The sequence below is a fragment of the Streptomyces sp. Ag109_O5-1 genome, assembly GCF_003814875.1.
GTDB lineage: Bacteria > Actinomycetota > Actinomycetes > Streptomycetales > Streptomycetaceae > Streptomyces > Streptomyces sasae.
Genome location: NZ_RKQF01000001.1, coordinates 9471009 through 9487750, shown reverse-complemented (window position 1 = coordinate 9487750; position 16742 = coordinate 9471009). Strand labels below are relative to the sequence as shown.

14 protein-coding genes are annotated in these 16742 nt (G+C 71.1%); 1 reads left to right on the top strand and 13 read right to left on the bottom strand.

Annotated features, from left to right (window positions below; all coding sequences use genetic code 11):
* Window positions 1–37 precede the first annotated feature (37 nt).
* The 11 genes from EDD90_RS43245 to EDD90_RS43190 form a co-directional block, all read right to left on the bottom strand.
* Complete coding sequence (locus EDD90_RS43245) at window positions 38–1144, bottom strand: aminopeptidase P family protein (protein ID WP_123978529.1); 1107 nt, start codon at window positions 1142–1144, stop codon at window positions 38–40.
* A 300-nt stretch (window positions 1145–1444) separates the two neighbouring features.
* On the bottom strand, window positions 1445–2272 hold the full coding sequence (locus EDD90_RS43240) for a Pro-rich N-terminal domain-containing protein (protein ID WP_123978528.1): 828 nt from the start codon (window positions 2270–2272) through the stop codon (window positions 1445–1447).
* 143 nt (window positions 2273–2415) lie between these two features.
* Complete coding sequence (aroB, locus tag EDD90_RS43235; protein ID WP_123978527.1) at window positions 2416–3507, bottom strand: 3-dehydroquinate synthase; 1092 nt, start codon at window positions 3505–3507, stop codon at window positions 2416–2418.
* Window positions 3504–4022 (bottom strand): shikimate kinase, encoded by a 519-nt coding sequence (locus EDD90_RS43230; protein ID WP_123978526.1) that lies wholly within the window; start codon window positions 4020–4022, stop codon window positions 3504–3506. The genes aroB and EDD90_RS43230 overlap by 4 nt, the downstream gene beginning before the upstream one ends.
* On the bottom strand, window positions 4019–5203 hold the full coding sequence (gene aroC, locus EDD90_RS43225; protein WP_123978525.1) for a chorismate synthase: 1185 nt from the start codon (window positions 5201–5203) through the stop codon (window positions 4019–4021). The genes EDD90_RS43230 and aroC overlap by 4 nt, the downstream gene beginning before the upstream one ends.
* A gap of 179 nt (window positions 5204–5382) precedes the next feature.
* Window positions 5383–6222, bottom strand: coding sequence for a shikimate dehydrogenase (locus EDD90_RS43220; protein ID WP_123978524.1), 840 nt, complete (start codon window positions 6220–6222; stop codon window positions 5383–5385).
* A 48-nt stretch (window positions 6223–6270) separates the two neighbouring features.
* A complete protein-coding gene (gene mltG / locus EDD90_RS43215) occupies window positions 6271–8040 on the bottom strand; it encodes an endolytic transglycosylase MltG (protein ID WP_123978523.1) in 1770 nt (589 codons plus the stop codon).
* Between the two features lie 122 nt (window positions 8041–8162).
* Entirely contained in the window at window positions 8163–8627 is a 465-nt protein-coding gene (gene ruvX / locus EDD90_RS43205; RefSeq protein WP_123978522.1) for a Holliday junction resolvase RuvX, read from the bottom strand.
* A 14-nt stretch (window positions 8628–8641) separates the two neighbouring features.
* On the bottom strand, window positions 8642–11314 hold the full coding sequence (gene alaS, locus EDD90_RS43200) for an alanine--tRNA ligase (protein WP_123978521.1): 2673 nt from the start codon (window positions 11312–11314) through the stop codon (window positions 8642–8644).
* Entirely contained in the window at window positions 11314–11661 is a 348-nt protein-coding gene (locus tag EDD90_RS43195; RefSeq protein WP_123978520.1) for a hypothetical protein, read from the bottom strand. Before EDD90_RS43195 ends, alaS begins: the two co-directional genes overlap by 1 nt.
* Before the next feature lie 12 nt (window positions 11662–11673).
* Window positions 11674–12114 (bottom strand): DUF948 domain-containing protein, encoded by a 441-nt coding sequence (locus EDD90_RS43190; protein ID WP_123978519.1) that lies wholly within the window; start codon window positions 12112–12114, stop codon window positions 11674–11676.
* Window positions 12115–12265: 151 nt separating this feature from the next.
* Here EDD90_RS43190 and EDD90_RS43185 point away from each other — a divergent pair, with 151 nt between their 5' ends.
* Entirely contained in the window at window positions 12266–14431 is a 2166-nt protein-coding gene (locus tag EDD90_RS43185) for an AAA family ATPase (protein WP_123978518.1), read from the top strand.
* A 27-nt stretch (window positions 14432–14458) separates the two neighbouring features.
* Here the strand turns inward: EDD90_RS43185 and rpsD are convergent, their stop codons facing one another.
* Window positions 14459–15073 carry a 30S ribosomal protein S4 gene (rpsD, locus tag EDD90_RS43180; RefSeq protein WP_089103239.1) on the bottom strand — a complete coding sequence of 205 codons (615 nt, stop codon included), beginning with the start codon at window positions 15071–15073 and terminating at the stop codon, window positions 14459–14461.
* A 309-nt stretch (window positions 15074–15382) separates the two neighbouring features.
* On the bottom strand, window positions 15383–16738 hold the full coding sequence (locus tag EDD90_RS43175; RefSeq protein WP_123978517.1) for a replication-associated recombination protein A: 1356 nt from the start codon (window positions 16736–16738) through the stop codon (window positions 15383–15385).
* Window positions 16739–16742: the final 4 nt, after the last annotated feature.

Genomic DNA, 16742 nt, shown 5'->3' with positions numbered 1-16742 from the left:
TGGACTGACGTGGACGACCCCGGGGCACGCACATTCCCTATAGTGCGAGCAGCTCCTTGGTCGTGATGGTGAGTAGCTCGGGTCCGCCGTCCGCCTCAGGGCGTACGACGAGCGTGTCATCGATCCGGACTCCGCCCCGGCCCGGGAGGTGGACCCCCGGTTCGACGGTGACCGGCACGCAAGCGTCCAGTTTACCCATGGCCGAGGGGGCGAGCTGCGGGTCCTCGTCGATTTCGAGTCCGACACCGTGTCCGGTGAGGTGCTGCAGGCCCTCGGAGTGGCCCGCGGAGTCCAGCACCTGGCGGGCCGCGCGGTCCACGTCCCGGTAGGCGGCGCCCGGCACGAGGCTCTCCCGGCCGGCCCGCTGGGCGGCGAAGACCAGGTCGTACAGCTCGATCTGCCAGTCGGCGGGCGTGGTGCCGATGACGAAGGTACGGCCGATCTCGCAGCGGTAGCCGCGGTAGGTGGCACCCAGGCAGACGGAGAGGAAGTCGCCCTCCTCGACACGCCGGTCGGTGGGGCGGTGGCCGCGGCGGCCGGAGTTCGGGCCGGTGGCCACGGAGGTGGGGAAGGCCGGGCCGTCGGCGCCGTGATCGACCAGACGGCGCTCCAGCTCCAGGGCGAGGTGCCGTTCGGTGCGGCCCACGAGGATCGACTCCAGCAGCTCGCCGAGGGCCTGGTCGGCGATCTCGGCGCCGATGCGGAGGCAGGAGATCTCCTCCTCGTCCTTCACCACTCTGAGCTGCTCGACGGCCGAGCCCAGGTCGGTGAGGCGGAGGCAGGGAGCGACCGAGGAGAGGGCGCGGTGCCGGGCCACGGTGAGGTGGTGCTCCTCGACGGCGAGCGCGTCGGCGTCCTGGGCGGCGGCGAGGTCGGCGGCGGCCACTGCGGGGTCACCGCCGGGTCCTTCCAGAAGGTGCTGCCGAAGGGACTCGTCGCAGCGGGCCTCGGCGGGGCGGTCGTCCTGGGGGCCGGGGCATACGAGGAGGTCCTCGCGTTTGCCCAGCAGCAGGACGGAGCCGGTCGGAGCGGCACCGGCGAGGTATCTCACGTTGGCGGGGCGTGAGATCAGCGCGGAGGCGCTGCCGCTGGCCTGGCAGCGGTCCCTCAGGCGGGTTCGGCGGGCGGCATACACCTCGGACATGACACGAGCGTAGGAGGCGTGGGCGATTTGTGCCGGTTGGGGAGGGCCGAGTGGGGTGGTGGGGCGCCGTTTTCGGGTGCGGGTGGGTGGGGGGTCTGCGCAGCTCCCCGCGCCCCTGGGAAGACGGGCCGTCTTTCGGCTACCGGTTGGTGGGGGCTGGTCGCGCAGTTCCCCGCGCCCCTCACGACCCAGGCCGTTTTTCGGCTACCGGCCGGTGGGGGTTGAGCGCGCAGTTCCTCCCCCAGCCTTCGGCCGGGGGTACCCCCAGCGCCCCCAAGAAGGTGGGTTCAGTCCCCCCGCCTACCAGTTCGGTGGGCTCGCTATTGCTCTTGCCAGGACGTCGTCCAGGACGCGGGCCGTCCCCGGTACATCCAGCTGCGAGTTGTCGATGATCGGGAGGCCCGAGCCGTACCAGCCCGCCATGCGGCCGTGGATGCGGGCCACCTCCTCGTCGGTGAGGCGGCGGTTGCCCCTGCGTTCCGCGTTGCGTTCCAGGACTATGTCGAGGCCGGGGAGGAGGACGACCGGGAGGAGGCCGGGGCCTACGTGGCGCTTCCAGCCGCCGAGGCCGACGACCGGGCGGTCCGGGAAGACCGCGTCGTCGAGGATGCAGGAGATGCCGTTGGCCAGGAAGTTGCGCGCGGCGAAGCCGCAGGTGCGGCGGGCCAGGCGGTACTGGGCCTCGGAGTTGTCGTTCCAGCCGGACTGGGGGTCGGCGAAGCCGGAGCGGACCCATTCGCGGACGTCGTCGAGGCTGATGTGGGCCGTGGGGACCCGGCGGTGGTCCGCCCAGTACTTGGCCACGCTGGTCTTGCCCGCACCGGCCGGGCCGATCAGCAGAACGGCCAGCGTGGTGGCCGTCGGGTCCGGCACGGTCGTGGCGGCGGGGGGTGCGCTGGGCATGCCGACCGGGCCGCCCGGCGGCAGCGGGACGTGCCCGGTGGTGTCGGGCGGCGGTGGGACCGTGGGAAGCGGCGGAACCGACGGCTGCGGGGGCGCGGCCGGTGGTGGCGGCACGGGCGCGGGGCCTTGCGGTGCTCCCGGGTGCTGTGCGGCCGGCTGCCAGCCGACCGGTCCCTGCCCCGGCTGATGGGGCGGCGGCAGCGGAGATCCCACTGCGTGCTGCATCCGGTGCCACTCCGTCTCGTCATGTGCGGCTGCGCTCGTTACCGAACGGTACCGCCCCCGGTCGTCGTTTGGTGAAACGGCCGGGGGCGGTCCGAAGTGCCCGTCCCGCGAGGCGGATCGGGCGGGGTGGAACAGCAGCGGTTCTACTGCCCGACCTCGCCGTACGCGGCGAGCAGCACGGCCGGGTCCGGGCCTTCCAGGACGGTCGGCTTGCCGAGGCCGTCCAGGACGATGAAGCGCAGCAGGTTGCCGCGGGACTTCTTGTCGACCTTCATCGTCTCGACCAGCTTGGGCCACTGGTCGTAGCGGTAGTGCAGCGGAAGGCCGACCGACTCCAGGACGGTGCGGTGGCGGTCCGCCGTCGCGTCGTCCAGACGGCCCGCGAGGCGGCCCAGCTCGGCGGCGAAGTGCATGCCGACGGCGACCGCGGCGCCGTGCCGCCACTTGTAGCGCTCGTTCTTCTCGATGGCGTGGCCGAGCGTGTGGCCGTAGTTGAGGATCTCGCGCAGGCCCGATTCCTTGAGGTCGGAGGAGACGACCTCGGCCTTGACCCGGATGGAGCGCTCGATCAGCTCGGCCGTGTGCGGGCCCGCCGGGGTGCGCGCGGCCTCGGGGTCGGACTCGATGAGCTCCAGGATCACCGGGTCGGCGATGAAGCCGGCCTTGATGATCTCGGCGAGCCCGGAGACGTAGTCGTTGACCGGGAGGGAGTCCAGGGCGGCGAGGTCGCAGAGGACGCCCGCCGGGGGGTGGAAGGCGCCGACGAGGTTCTTGCCCTCGGCCGTGTTGATGCCCGTCTTGCCGCCGACCGCCGCGTCGACCATGGCCAGCACGGTCGTGGGGACGGCGATCCAGCGAACGCCGCGCAGCCAGGTCGCCGCCACGAAACCGGCCAGGTCCGTGGTCGCGCCGCCGCCCACGCCGACGACGACGTCGGTTCGGGTGAAGCCGGACTGGCCGAGCGCCTTCCAGCAGTAGGCGGCGACCTCGGCGGTCTTGGCCTCCTCGGCGTTCGGCACCTGGATGGCGACGGCCTCGTAGCCCTGCCCGGCCAGGTCGGCGCGGAGCGCGTCCCCGGTCTCGGCGAGCGCCTCGGGGTGGATGACGGCTACCCGCTGGGCCTTCTCGCCGATCAATCCGCCCAGCTCGCCGAGGAGTTGACGGCCCACCAGGACCTCGTACGGCTCGGTGCCCGCTGTGCCGCCGACCTGGATCCGGGTGACTGCCTCGCTCATGCTTCCTTCAACTCCAGTGCGTCCAGGGCTGCTTGGGTGACCTCTTCGGGGGTACGGCCGTCGGTCGCCACGACCGCCGTGGCGACCTCCTCGTACAGATGCCGCCGCGCCTCCATCAGCTCCCGCCACTGCTTGCGCGGGTTCAGCGCGAGCAGCGGCCGGGCCGCGTTCAGGCCGGTGCGCCTGACGGCCTCCTCGACGTCCATCGACAGGTAGACCACCCGCTGCCCGGCCAGCAGCACGCGCGTGTCGGCGTCGAGGACCGCACCGCCGCCGAGCGCCAGGACGCCGCCGTGCTCGGCCAGCGCCGTGTGCACCGCACGCTTCTCGATGGCACGGAAGGCGGGCTCGCCCTCCTCCACGAAGATGTCCGCGATCGTGCGGCCCTCGCCGGCCACGATGTCCTCGTCGGTGTCCCGGTAGCCGACACCGAGCCGCTCCGCCAGCAGCTGCCCGACCGTGGACTTGCCCACGCCCATCGGCCCGACCAGCACCACCACCGGGGCTGCGCTCATCGGATGGCCAGGTTCTCGAGGTACGACCGCACGTTGCGGCGGGTCTCGGGGACCGAGTCGCCGCCGAACTTCTCCGCGACCGCGTCCGCGAGGACGAGCGCGACCATCGCCTCGGCGACGATGCCGGCGGCCGGCACCGCGGAGACGTCCGAGCGCTGGTGGTGGGCCTGGGTGGCCTCGCCGGTGGTCACGTCCACGGTCTGCAGGGCACGCGGCACGGTCGCGATCGGCTTCATCGCGGCCCGCACCCGCAGCAGCTCACCGGTGGACAGACCGCCCTCGGTGCCGCCGGCACGGCCGGAGACCCGCCGGATGCCCTCGGCGGTGTTGACGATCTCGTCATGGGCCTTGGAACCGGGCACCCGGGCCAGTTCGAAGCCGTCACCGATCTCGACGCCCTTGATCGCCTGGATGCCCATCAGGGCACCGGCGAGACGGGCGTCCAGCTTGCGGTCCCAGTGCACATGCGAGCCAAGACCGACCGGCACGCCGTACGCCAGCACCTCGACCACACCGCCCAGGGTGTCGCCGTCCTTGTGGGCCTGGTCGACCTCCGCGACCATCGCCTTCGACGCATCCGCGTCCAGACAGCGCAGCGGGTCCGCGTCCAGCCTCTCCACGTCGGCCGGGGTCGGGTACACACCCTGCGGGGCCTTCACCGAGCACAGCTCGACGACGTGCGAGACGATCTCGATGCCCGCCGTCTCCTTCAGGTACGAGCGGGCGACGGCGCCGAGCGCCACACGGGCCGCGGTCTCACGCGCAGAGGCACGCTCCAGGACCGGGCGGGCCTCGCCGAAACCGTACTTCTGCATCCCGGCGAGGTCGGCGTGGCCGGGACGCGGCCGGGTCAGCGGAGCATTGCGCGCGAGTCCGGCCAGGATCTCCGGGTCGACCGGATCGGCCGCCATCACCTGCTCCCACTTGGGCCACTCACTGTTGCCCACCATGATCGCCACCGGGGAACCCAGCGTCAGACCGTGCCGGACACCACCGAGGAAGGTGACCTCGTCGCGCTCGAACTTCATCCGCGCACCACGGCCATAACCGAGCCGCCGCCGCGCCAGATGGTCCGCGACCATCTCGGTCGTGATCGGCACGCCGGCGGGAAGGCCCTCCAGCGTCGCGACAAGTGCGGGACCATGGGACTCCCCCGCGGTCAGCCAACGCAGCCTGCTCAACGATGCTCCTCAGTGCTCGCGCCCTGGTACTGCCCTGCGTACGCGTGTCCTCGCGTACGGCGACGGCCCGACCGGGTGCGCGGCCCCGGTCCGCCACCCCCGATCCTCCCACGTCCGGGCGGCGGACCCGGCCGCCGGTCCAGCAGACGGACGCGAACAGGCCGGTACCGGCGGTCGGGTCAGCGCTCGGCCAGCGCCTTCTCCCCGGCCCGGCGCATGGCGTTCAGTGGTGCGGGGGTGTGGCCCGTCATCTGTTCGACCTGCAGTACGGCCTGGTGGACCAGCAGGTCGAGGCCGCCGACGACGGCTCCGCCGAACATGGACCAGCGGGCGGCGAGGGCGGTGGGCCAGGGGTGGTAGAGCACGTCGAAGAGGGTGGTGGGGCGCTCCGGTACGGCGCCGGCGAGGGCGTCGGTGGTACCGGCCGGGGTCGTGGCGATCACCAGGGGGGCGCGCAGGGCCTGCTCCGCGTCGGCCCAGTCGGCGGTGCGGACCTCGACGTCGAGCCGCTCGCCCCACTCCCGCATCTCGGCGGCGCGGGCCTCGCTGCGGACGTAGGCGACGACCTCGCCGGTGCAGATCCGGGCGAGTGCGGCCAGTGCGGAGGAGGCGGTGGCGCCGGCGCCGAGGATCGCGGCCGAGTCGACCTGCTCGATGCCGTGCTCGCGGAGCGCGGCGATCATGCCGGGGATGTCGGTGTTGTCGCCGAGCCGACGTCCGTCCTCCGTGAAGACGACGGTGTTGACCGCGTCGACGGAGGCGGCCGTCTCGGTGATCTCGTCGACCAGCGGGATGACGGCCCGCTTCAGCGGCATGGTCAGCGACAGCCCCGCCCACTCCGGTCCCAGCTGCCCGATGAAGCCGGGCAGCTGGTCCTCGTCGACCTCGAAGCGCTCGTACGACCAGTCGGTGAGCCCGAGTTTGTCGTACGCGGCCCGGTGCAGCACCGGGGAGAGGGAGTGGGCGATGGGCTTACCGAGCACGGCGGCCCGGCGGGCGTCGGTTGCCCGAGTTGGCATTGAATCTGTCCTTGGGCCTCGCGACTCCGGTGAACGTCGCGATATCGGTCAGCTCTTTTTCCTGGAGGCGTTCCACTCGTTCACGAGTTTCTCGTGCTCGGCGAGCGTCTTCGTGAACTTGCTGGTCTTGCCGTCCGTCGAAATGAAGTAGTACCAGCCGTCGTCCGTCGGGTCGAGTGCGCCCCTGAGCGCCTCTTCACCGGGGTTGTCGATGGGCCCGGGCGGCAGTCCCTTGACGTAGTACGTGTTGTACGGGTTGTTGTAGTGCCGCAGTTCGGCGATCGACAGGTCGATCTTGCTCTGGTTCTTCACGTAGTTGTACGTGGAGTCGAATTCGAGCGCGCCGTAGGTCTCGGGGTTTCCGGGCTTGAGGCGGTTGTAGACCACTTCGGCCATCTTGCGGAAGTCGTCGTGGCTGGTGCCCTCGGCCTGTACCAGGCTGGCCACGGTGAGCAGCTGCCACGGTCCGTCGAGTCCCAGGCTGGTCGCCTTCTTCTCCAGGCCGAGTGACTGGTACGTCTCGTTGGCGCGGGCCACCATCTCGGTGAGGACCGCCTTGGGTTTCTGCCCCTTCGCCACGGCGTAGCTGGAGGGGTAGAGGAATCCTTCCAGCGGGTCCTTCAGATTGGCGTGGTTCAGTGCCCACTTGGGCAGCCCGAGGGCCTTGTAGTCCTGCTTCGCGACGCTCGCGGTGGTCCCCTTCGCCACTTCGAGACGCTTGTCGATCATGTCGTAGATCGCGGAGTTGCGCAGGCCCTCCGCGATGACCAGGTTGTTGTGACTCTTCGGACTGAGCATCAGTTCCACGGCGCTGGCCGCGGACATGTGCTTCTGCAGCGTGTAGACGCCGTCCTGGATCGCCTTGCCGTCGGGATTCGCCGCCTGTGCGGAGACGAACGCGTCGACGCTCGCGACCACGCCGGCCGCCTTCAGGATGCGGCCGATGTCGTAGCCGCCCGCGCCCTTGGGAATCTCGACGTTCGTCGACTCGCCGTTGCCGCTGCCCGCGTAGTCCGGGGAAGCGCCGAAACGATTTTTGAAGAAGTGCCAGCCGAAATAGCCGACCGTGGCCGCGCCGCCGCCGAAGACCAGGCAGACCACCAGGCAGGCGGTGCCGGTACGGCGCTTCTTGGTGCCCTTGCCGCCCTTGGCGTCCTTGGCGTCCTTGCCCCGGTCGCCGCCGCGGCGCCCTTTCGGGTCGTCGTCGGTGTCGTCCTCGTCGTCGTCCGCGCCCGTGAAGAAGGGGTGCTGCTCTTCCTCCTCGGCGGCCGGTTCGGGCTGCGCCTCCGGCTCCGGATCGCGCCGGCGGCCGGGCGGCTCCGGCGGCGGGAAGGCGTCCTCGGTGCCGTAGAAGTCGGGCTGTTCCCCGCCGTAGGCCGCAGGCTGCTGGCCGTAGGGATCTCCGGGGTCCGCGGCGTAGGGGACCTGGCCGTGGGAGCCGCTGGCGTCCCAGACGCCCTGGTGGTACTGCTGCGGGGCGTGCCCGACGTACTGCTGGTCGTACTGTTGCTGGTCGTATTGCTGCTGGTCGTACTGCTGCTGACCGTGCCCGTCGGCGTACTGGAGTCGGCCCTGCTCGTCGTAGTACGTGTACTGCTGCTGGCCCTGGTGCTGGTCGTACCCGCCCTGCGGGTGCTGGCCCCAGTCGCCGTACTGCTGCTGCTGCTGCTGCGACTGCTGCGGGTAGTGCTGTGGCTGGCCGCCGTAGGGGGACTGCTGACCCTCCTGGGTCTGCTGTCCGCCCCATCCGCCGTCCCCGTACAACGGGTCCTCCGGATGCCACGGTTCGGAGCCTGGGCCCCGGCCATACTCAGTCATCGATCCCCTAGAGCCGCGAGGTGGTGCGGTGCGCGGCTGGTGGGCCGGTTCCCGTTCCGCCTCTTGCTGTGCGGTGGCTGTTCGAAAACCATCGCATCGCGCGGAACGTTACCGTATCGCGATCAGATGACTACTTCGACGCCCTCGCCGGGTGGTTTACCTGACACCCGTTCGGATTCCAGTGCCTGCTGAAGGATGATGACCGCCGCGGCCTGGTCGATGACCGAGCGGCCCTTCTTGGCCTTCACTCCGGAAGCGCGCAGCCCCTGGCTCGCCGTTACCGTCGTCATCCGCTCGTCGACCAGCCGGACCGGCACCGGCTTGATGCCCTTGGCGAGCTCCTGGGCGAAGGCGCGGACCTTGACGGCGGCCGGACCCTCGCCCCCCTTGAGGGAGCGCGGGAGTCCGACGACGACCTCGATCGGCTCGTACTCCTCGACCAGCTGCCGCAGCCGGCGGTGGGCCGCCGGGATGTCCCGGCCGGGAACGGTCTCGACCGGGGTGGCGAGGATCCCGTCGGGGTCGCACGAGGCGACCCCGATCCGGGCGTCCCCGACGTCGATCGAGAGTCGACGTCCTCTGCGCATCTGCGACCGTTTCCTTACTTGGCGGTCTCGTCGACGAGGCGCTCGACGGCGTCGATGGCCTCCCCGACCGCGGCCGGGTTCTGGCCGCCGCCCTGGGCGACGTCCGGCTTGCCGCCACCGCCGCCGCCGAGCGTCTTGGCGGCGGTGCGGACCAGATCACCGGCCTTGAGGCCGCGGTCACGGGCGGCGTCGTTGGTGGCGATGACCGTGAGCGGCTTGCCGTTGTTGACCGTGAACAGGGCGACCACGGCGGCGCGTCCGCCCTGGATGCGGCCACGCACGTCGAGGACCAGCTTGCGCAGGTCGTCCGGGGTGGTGCCGTCCGGGACCTGCCCGGTGACGACGGCGATCCCGCGCACGTCCTTGGCGGACTCGACGAGACCGCCGGCGGCCTGCAGCACCTTCTCCGCGCGGAACTTCTCGATCTCCTTCTCGGCGTCCTTCAGCTTGCCGAGCATCGCGGAGACCTTCTCCGGGAGCTCCTCCGGACGGCCCTTGATCAGCTCCTGGAGCTGGGCGACGACCGTGTGCTCACGGGCGAGGAAGTTGTAGGCGTCGACACCGACGAGGGCCTCGATACGGCGCACACCCGAGCCGATCGACGATTCGCCGAGCAGCTTGACCAGGCCCAGCTGGGAGGTGTTGTGGACGTGGGTGCCGCCGCACAGCTCCTTGGAGAAGTCGCCGATGGTCACCACGCGGACCCGCTCGCCGTACTTCTCGCCGAACTCGGCGATGGCGCCCTGCTTCTTGGCCTCGTCGATGCCCATGATGTCGGCACGCACGTCGAGGTCGCGGGCGAGCACCTCGTTGATCTTCTGCTCGACGTCGGTCATCACGGCCGTGGGAACCGCGGACGGGGAACCGAAGTCGAAACGGAAGCGGCCGGGCTGGTTCTCGGAACCGGCCTGGGCGGCCGTCGGGCCGAGGGCGTCGCGCAGCGCCTGGTGGGTGAGGTGGGTGGCCGAGTGGGCACGGGCGATGGCGGTCCGGCGACGGGAGTCGATCGAGGCGTGGGCCTTGGCGCCGACGGTCACCTCGCCGACCTGGACGACGCCCTTGTGGACGTAGACGCCCGGGACCGGCTTCTGGGTGTCGCGGATCTCGATGACGGCACCGGTGTCGACCTTGATCCGGCCGGTGTCGCCGATCTGGCCGCCGCCCTCGGCGTAGAACGGGGTGCGGTCGAGGACGATCTCGACCTCGTCGCCCTCGCTGGCGGCCGGGGAGGAGACGCCGTCGACGAGGATGCCGACGATCGTGGTCTCGCCCTCGGTGTCCGAGTAGCCGATGAAGTCGGTCTCGCCGGTCTTGTCGGCGATCTCGCGGTACGCGCCGGCGCCGGCGTGCCCGGTCTTCTTGGCCTGGGCATCGGCCTTGGCGCGCTCCCGCTGCTCCTTCATCAGGCGGCGGAAGCCCTCCTCGTCCACCGAGAGGCCCTGCTCGGCGGCCATTTCGAGGGTGAGGTCGATCGGGAAGCCCCAGGTGTCGTGGAGCAGGAACGCCTTGTCGCCGGCGAGGACCTTGCCGCCGGACTCCTTGGTCTCGGTGACGGCGGTGTCGAGGATGTTGGTGCCGGCCTTGAGCGTCTTGAGGAAGGCGTTCTCCTCGGCGACGGCGACCTTCTCGATGCGCTCGCGGTCGGTGACCAGCTCCGGGTACTGCTGGCCCATCATCCGGATCACGGTGTCGATCAGGTCGAGGACGACCGGGCCGGTGGCGCCGAGCAGGCGCATGTTGCGGATGGCGCGGCGCATGATGCGGCGCAGGACGTAGCCGCGGCCCTCGTTGCCGGGGGTGACGCCGTCACCGATGAGCATGACCGACGTACGCATGTGGTCGGTGACGACCCGCAGCGAGACGTCCGAGGCGTGGGCCTCGCCGTAGTGGACACCGGTCAGCTCGGTGGCCTTCTTGATGACGGCCATCGAGGTGTCGATCTCGTACATGTTCTGCACGCCCTGCAGAATCATGGCGAGGCGCTCCAGGCCGAGGCCCGTGTCGATGTTCTTGCTGGGCAGTTCGCCGAGGATCTCGAAGTTGTCCTTGCCGATGCCCTCGCCACGCTCGTACTGCATGAAGACCAGGTTCCAGATCTCCACGTACCGCTCGTCGTTGACGGCGGGGCCGCCCTCGACGCCGAACTCGGGGCCGCGGTCGTAGTTGATCTCGGAACACGGGCCGCAGGGGCCGGGGACGCCCATGGACCAGTAGTTGTCCTTCATGCCGAGGCGCTGGATGCGCTCCTTCGGCACACCGATGACGTCGTGCCAGATGCGCTCGGCCTCGTCGTCGTCCTTGTAGACGGTGATCCACAGGCGGTCCGGCTCCAGGCCGTAACCACCCTTGTCCTGGGGCGTGGTGAGCAGCTCCCAGGCGTACTTGATGGCGCCTTCCTTGAAGTAGTCGCCGAAGGAGAAGTTGCCGCACATCTGGAAGAAGGTGCCGTGGCGGGTGGTCTTGCCGACCTCTTCGATGTCCGGGGTGCGCACACACTTCTGCACGCTGGTGGCGCGCGCCCACGGCGGCTTGACCTCACCGAGGAAGTACGGCTTGAAGGGCACCATGCCGGCCGGGACGAGGAGCAGAGTCGGGTCGTCCGCGATGAGCGACGCCGAAGGGACGACGGTGTGACCGCGCTCCTCGTAGAAGCTCAGCCAGCGGCGGCGAATCTCGGCCGACTCCATCAGTGGTCCTCATTCCGGTTGTACGAGTACGTCGTCCTGTCATCGGCGTACTTCGGGTTGCTGCGGTTCTCGATGGCGGCGAGCCGCCGGGGCGCGGGGAGTTCGGGGTCCGCGTTGATGCCCAGCGCGTCCCCCAGCTCCTCCTCCCGCTGGGCCATGTTGTCGCGCACGTCGAGCGCGAAGCCGACCGCCCGGTCCTTGATCCGGTGGCCCGTCTCCAGCGCCTTGTTCGCTGCGGTGGCGGCGAGGCTCTCGGGGGTCAGCTGCCTGATCTTGCGGTTGACCTTGGTGGTGGCCCAGACACCGGCTGCGACACCGGTGGTGAACCAGAAGGTACGGCGGAACATCTGAGCTGGCTCCTACTTTCCCCGGTTCTTCCGCCGCGCGGCCGGGACGGTCCGGCCCACGATCACGGTACGCCTGGGCTCCTTCACGGGCACGTCCGCCCTGCGTCCTGCCAGGGCCCGGCGCACTCCGTAGCCGAAGGCCGCGACCTTGACGAGCGGGCCGCCGAAGGTGGAGGCGACGGTGCTGGAGAGCGCGGAGGCGTTGGAGGTGACCTCCTGGACGTCGGAGGCGATCGCGTCGACCCGGTCGATCTGGGTCTGTGCGGAGCGTACGGCCGCGGAGGCGTCGGCGAGCAGCGGGACGGCCTGGTCGGTCACGTCCGCCACGAGCTTGGTGGTCGCCTTGAGCGTCTGGGCCAGCCTCGCCAGCGCGACGGCGAGGAAGGAGACCAGGATCGCCCAGAAGACGGCCACCAGGATCCCGGCCACCTCTCCACCGGACACTGTGCGCACCCGCTCCCTGAAACGTGCCTCAACATCGAAAAGTCTGCACCGAGCCTATCGCGCCGGGGGCGGGGCTCCGTACCGGATTACCGCGCGCGACGGGCCGGGTTACGGCAAGCGATTGTACGGACCGAACACGGTTAAGTACGCTCCGTGTCCCATGCGAGGTCCTCAGCGCCCCGGCTCTCCGGCGGACGGCAATCTGCCCCTGGAACTGACCGCCTTCGTGGGCCGGTCGGCCGAACTCGGCGAGCTGGCCCGGGCCCTGGAGTCCGGCCGGCTGGTCACGGTGACCGGGGTCGGCGGGGTCGGCAAGTCGCGGCTCGCGGCCCGGGCGGCGGCCGGCGCGGCGCCCCGGGACGGGGTGTGGCGGGTGGAGCTGGCTTCGGTGCAGGACCCGGAGTTCGTGGCGTACGCGGTCGTGGAGGCTCTGGGCCTGGCCGACCACACCACCCGGCCGCCGGGCGAGACCCTGCTGGCGCATCTCGCCGGCCGCCGGATCCTGCTGGTCCTCGACGGGTTCGAGCATCTGGTCGACGCGTGCGCGGAGCTGGTGACCGAGCTGCTGCGGCAACTGCCGGACCTGATCGTGCTGGCGGTGGGGCGGCGGCCGCTGGGGGTGGCGGGTGAGGTGCTGTTCCCGCTGGCACCGCTGGGCGAGGACGAGGCGGTGGAGCTGTTCGCCGAGCGAGCCGGGCGGCAGGGGCTGGACGTGCGGGGCTGCGGGGACGTACGGGAGGTGTGCCGGCGTCTGGACGGGATCCCGCTGGCGATCGAGCTGGCGGCGGGGCGGCTGCGGGCGCTGTCGCCGGGGCAGCTGCTGGCGCGGCTGGACGACCGGTTCCGGCTGCTGACCGGCGGCGGGCGCGACGGGCTCCCCCGGCACCGGACCCTGCGCACGACGATCGGCTGGAGCCATGAACTGTGCACCCCCGCCGAGCGGTTGCTGTGGGCGCGGCTCTCGGTCTTCGCGCAGACCTTCGACCTGGAGGCGGCCGAGTACGTGTGCAGCGGGGACGGGCTGTCGTCCGAGGAGGTCCTGGACGTGCTGACGGAGCTGCTCGCGCAGTCGGTGGTCGCCCGCGAGGAGACCCCGACGGGGGTGCGCTACCGGATGCTCGACACCGTGCGGGCCTACGGTGCCGGCTGGCTGGCGGCGGCGGGGGACGCGGGGCGGCTGCGGCGCCGGCACCGGGACTGGTTCATGGGGCTGGCGACCTGGTGCGAGCTGGACTGGTTCTCACCGCGGCAGGGCGAGGTGGCCGCGCGGGTCGAGGCCGAGCTGCCGAACCTGCGGGCCGCCCTGGACCACAGCCTGGCCGAGCCGGACGAGGCGCATCTGGGCCAGTACCTGGCCGGCTCGCTGTGGTTCTACTGGGCGGGCTGCGGCCGCCTCTCGGAGGGGCGGCGCTGGCTGGAGCGGAGTCTGGAGCTGGACTCGGAGTACCCGCGGTCCCGGCTGAAGGCACTGTGGGTGCTGGGTTACGTGGCGATCCTCCAGGGCGACGCGGCGCCCGCGCTGGCCGCGCTCCAGGAGTGCTGGGAGGAGGCCGAGCTGGTCGCCGACCCGACGGCGATGGCGTACGCGGAGCACCGCACCGGCTGTCTGGCCCTGGTCACGGACGACATGGCGCGCGCGGAGACGCTGCTGCGCTCGGCCCTCGACCGGTACCGGGAGATCGGCGAGCTCAACAGCAATGTCCTGATGGCCCAGGTCGAACTGGCGATGACCAGGGCGTTCCTCGGCGATCTGGCGGACGCGGTACGGCTGTGCGAGGACGTGCGCCGGGTGTGCGAGGACCACGGCGAGCACTGGGCCCGGTCGTACGCGCTGTACGTGCTGGCGTACGCGGCCTGGCAGGACGGCGATCACGGGGCCGCCCGCGAACTGCTCACCGACTGCCTGGGCCATGCCCACGGCTTCCGTGACCTGCTGGGTTCGGTGCTGTCGATCGAGCTGCTCGCCCTGGTGACGGTGGCGCAGGGCGATCCGGCGGAGGCGGCGGTGCTGCAGGGTGCGGCCGGGCGGCTGTGGCCGTCGGTGGGTCTGCCGCTGTTCGGCTCGGCGTACTACAACGCCCCGCACGAGCTGTGCGAGGCGACGGCCCGGCGGGCGCTGGGCGGCGAGCGGTACGCGGAGTGCGTACGGCGGGGGGCCGGGCTGGACCGGGAGGCGGCGGTGACCCGGGCGCTGGGGTACCTGGGGGTACGACCGCTGGACGTCCTGCCGGCGCCGCGCGGGCCGGTTCGGCAGCAGCGGGACGGCGGTGACATGCGGAAGCCCGCCGCCTCGCCCACCCGGAAGGGCGGGGAGACGACGGGCTGACGCTGAGGTGCTACACCCGGCCGGTGATCAGCGGGCGTAGTACTCGACGACGAGCTGCTCGTCGCAGATGACCGGAACTTCCTTGCGGTTCGGCTCGCGGTCCAGGCGGAAGGCCAGGGCGCGGAGGTTCACCTGCAGGTAGCGGGGGGTCTCGCCGTCGGGGGCGAAGCCACCCTCACGGGCGATCTGGAAGAGCGTCTTGTCCTTCGAGCGGTCGCGGACCTGGATGACGTCGTCCGGACGCACGCGGTAGGACGGCTTGTCGACCTTCTGGCCGTTGACCTGGATGTGGCCGTGGACGACCATCTGGCGGGCCTGGTAGATCGTGCGGGCGATGCCCGAACGCAGGACCAGCGCGTCGAGGCGGCGCTCCAGCTCGATGATCAGGGCCTCACCGGTCTTGCCCTGCACCTTGGAGGCACGCTCGTAGGCGCGGACGAGCTGGCGCTCGGACACGTCGTACTGCGCGCGCAGACGCTGCTTCTCCAGCAGACGGACCTTGTAGTCCGAGTTCTGCTTGCGGCCGCGGCCGTGCTCACCCGGCGGGTAGGGGCGGGCCTCGAAGTACTTGACGGCCTTCGGGGTCAGCGCGATGCCGAGGGCACGCGACTTCTTGACCTTGGGGCGGGACTGGTTCGCCACTGTCTCTTTCTTCCTTCTGATATTCGGCTTGTCAGGGTTGAGGGAGGTCGCAATCCGCAGCCGGGGAAACCCGCCGGAACCCGTTGCCGGGCCTGGTGGGCAGCCGCTCCCCTGGTCTGGGCACATACGTGCAGCACGCGAGTGGCCCACCGGCCGGTCCCGTCGTCTTTGTGCCGACGGATGGTGGTGGGCTGCCCGCGACACCGTTCGACGGTGCGCGACGCTCCTGGATCCCCCTTACGAGGGTTCCGGCCGACTGTCCCGCTCTGACAGCGCAGGACTCGGCACTTCGGGGATTCTACAGGCTGCTCATGACCGCCTGCGACCGAGGTGCTTCCTGGTCCACTCGACGGCGTCGGCGTAGCGCGCCTCGGCGCCGTGCCGGGTCGGGGTGTAGTACTCGCGGTCCCTGACCGTGTCCGGGGCGTACTGCTGCTCGGCGATGCCCTCGGGCAGGTCGTGCGGATACACGTACCCCTGCGCGTGCCCCAGTTTGGCGGCGCCCTTGTAGTGCCCGTCGCGCAGATGCGGGGGCACCTGGCCGGCCAGTCCCTTGCGTACGTCCTCCAGGGCGGCGCCGATAGCCATGGTCGCGGAGTTGGACTTGGGGGCGAGGGCGAGGGCGATGGTGGCGTGGCTGAGGGTGAGGGCGGCCTCGGGGAAGCCGATCATGGCGACGGCCTGGGCGGCGGCCACGGCTATGGGGAGGGCGTTCGGGTCGGCGAGCCCGATGTCCTCGCTCGCCGAGATCATCAGCCGGCGGGCGATGAAGCGGGGGTCCTCGCCGGCCTCGATCATCCGGGCCAGGTAGTGCAGGGCCGCGTCGACGTCGGAGCCGCGGATGGACTTGATGAGGGCGCTGGCGACGTCGTAGTGCTGGTCGCCGTCGCGGTCGTACTTCACCGCAGCCCGGTCGACGACCTCCTCCAGGGTCTGCAGGCCGATCTCCGTCTCGCCCTTGTCGAGGGCGGCCCCGGCGGCCGCCTCCAGGGCGGTCAGCGCGCGCCGGGCGTCGCCGCCCGCGATGCGCAGGAGGTGTTCCTCGGCGTCCTCGGGGAGGGTGACGGCGCTCTTGAGGCCGCGCTCGTCGGTCAGGGCCCGCTTGAGGAGGCCGCGGACGTCGTCGTCGGTGAGCGGTTCGAGGGTGAGGAGCAGGGAGCGGGACAGGAGCGGGGAGATCACCGAGAAGTACGGGTTCTCGGTGGTCGCGGCGATGAGGGTGACCCAGCGGTTCTCGACGGCGGGGAGCAGGGAGTCCTGCTGGGCCTTGCTGAAGCGGTGGATCTCGTCGAGGAAGAGGACGGTCTCCTTGCCGTATCCCCCGGTGGCGCGGCGGGCGCCGTCGATCACCGCGCGGACCTCCTTGACGCCGGCGGTGATCGCGGAGAGCTCCACGAACCGCTTGTCGGTCGCCTTGGAGACGACGTACGCCAGGGTGGTCTTGCCGGTGCCGGGCGGTCCCCAGAGGATCACCGACGACGGTCCGGCGGGACCGCCGTTGCCCTCGCCGACCAGTCTGCGCAGCGGGGATCCCGGCTTCAGCAGATGCTGCTGGCCCACCACCTCGTCGAGGGCGCGCGGGCGCATCCGCACCGCCAGGGGACTGCCGGTCGGGTCCTTCTCCTGGCGCTCTTCGGCGGCTGCGGTGAACAGGTCGGGTTCCACGCTG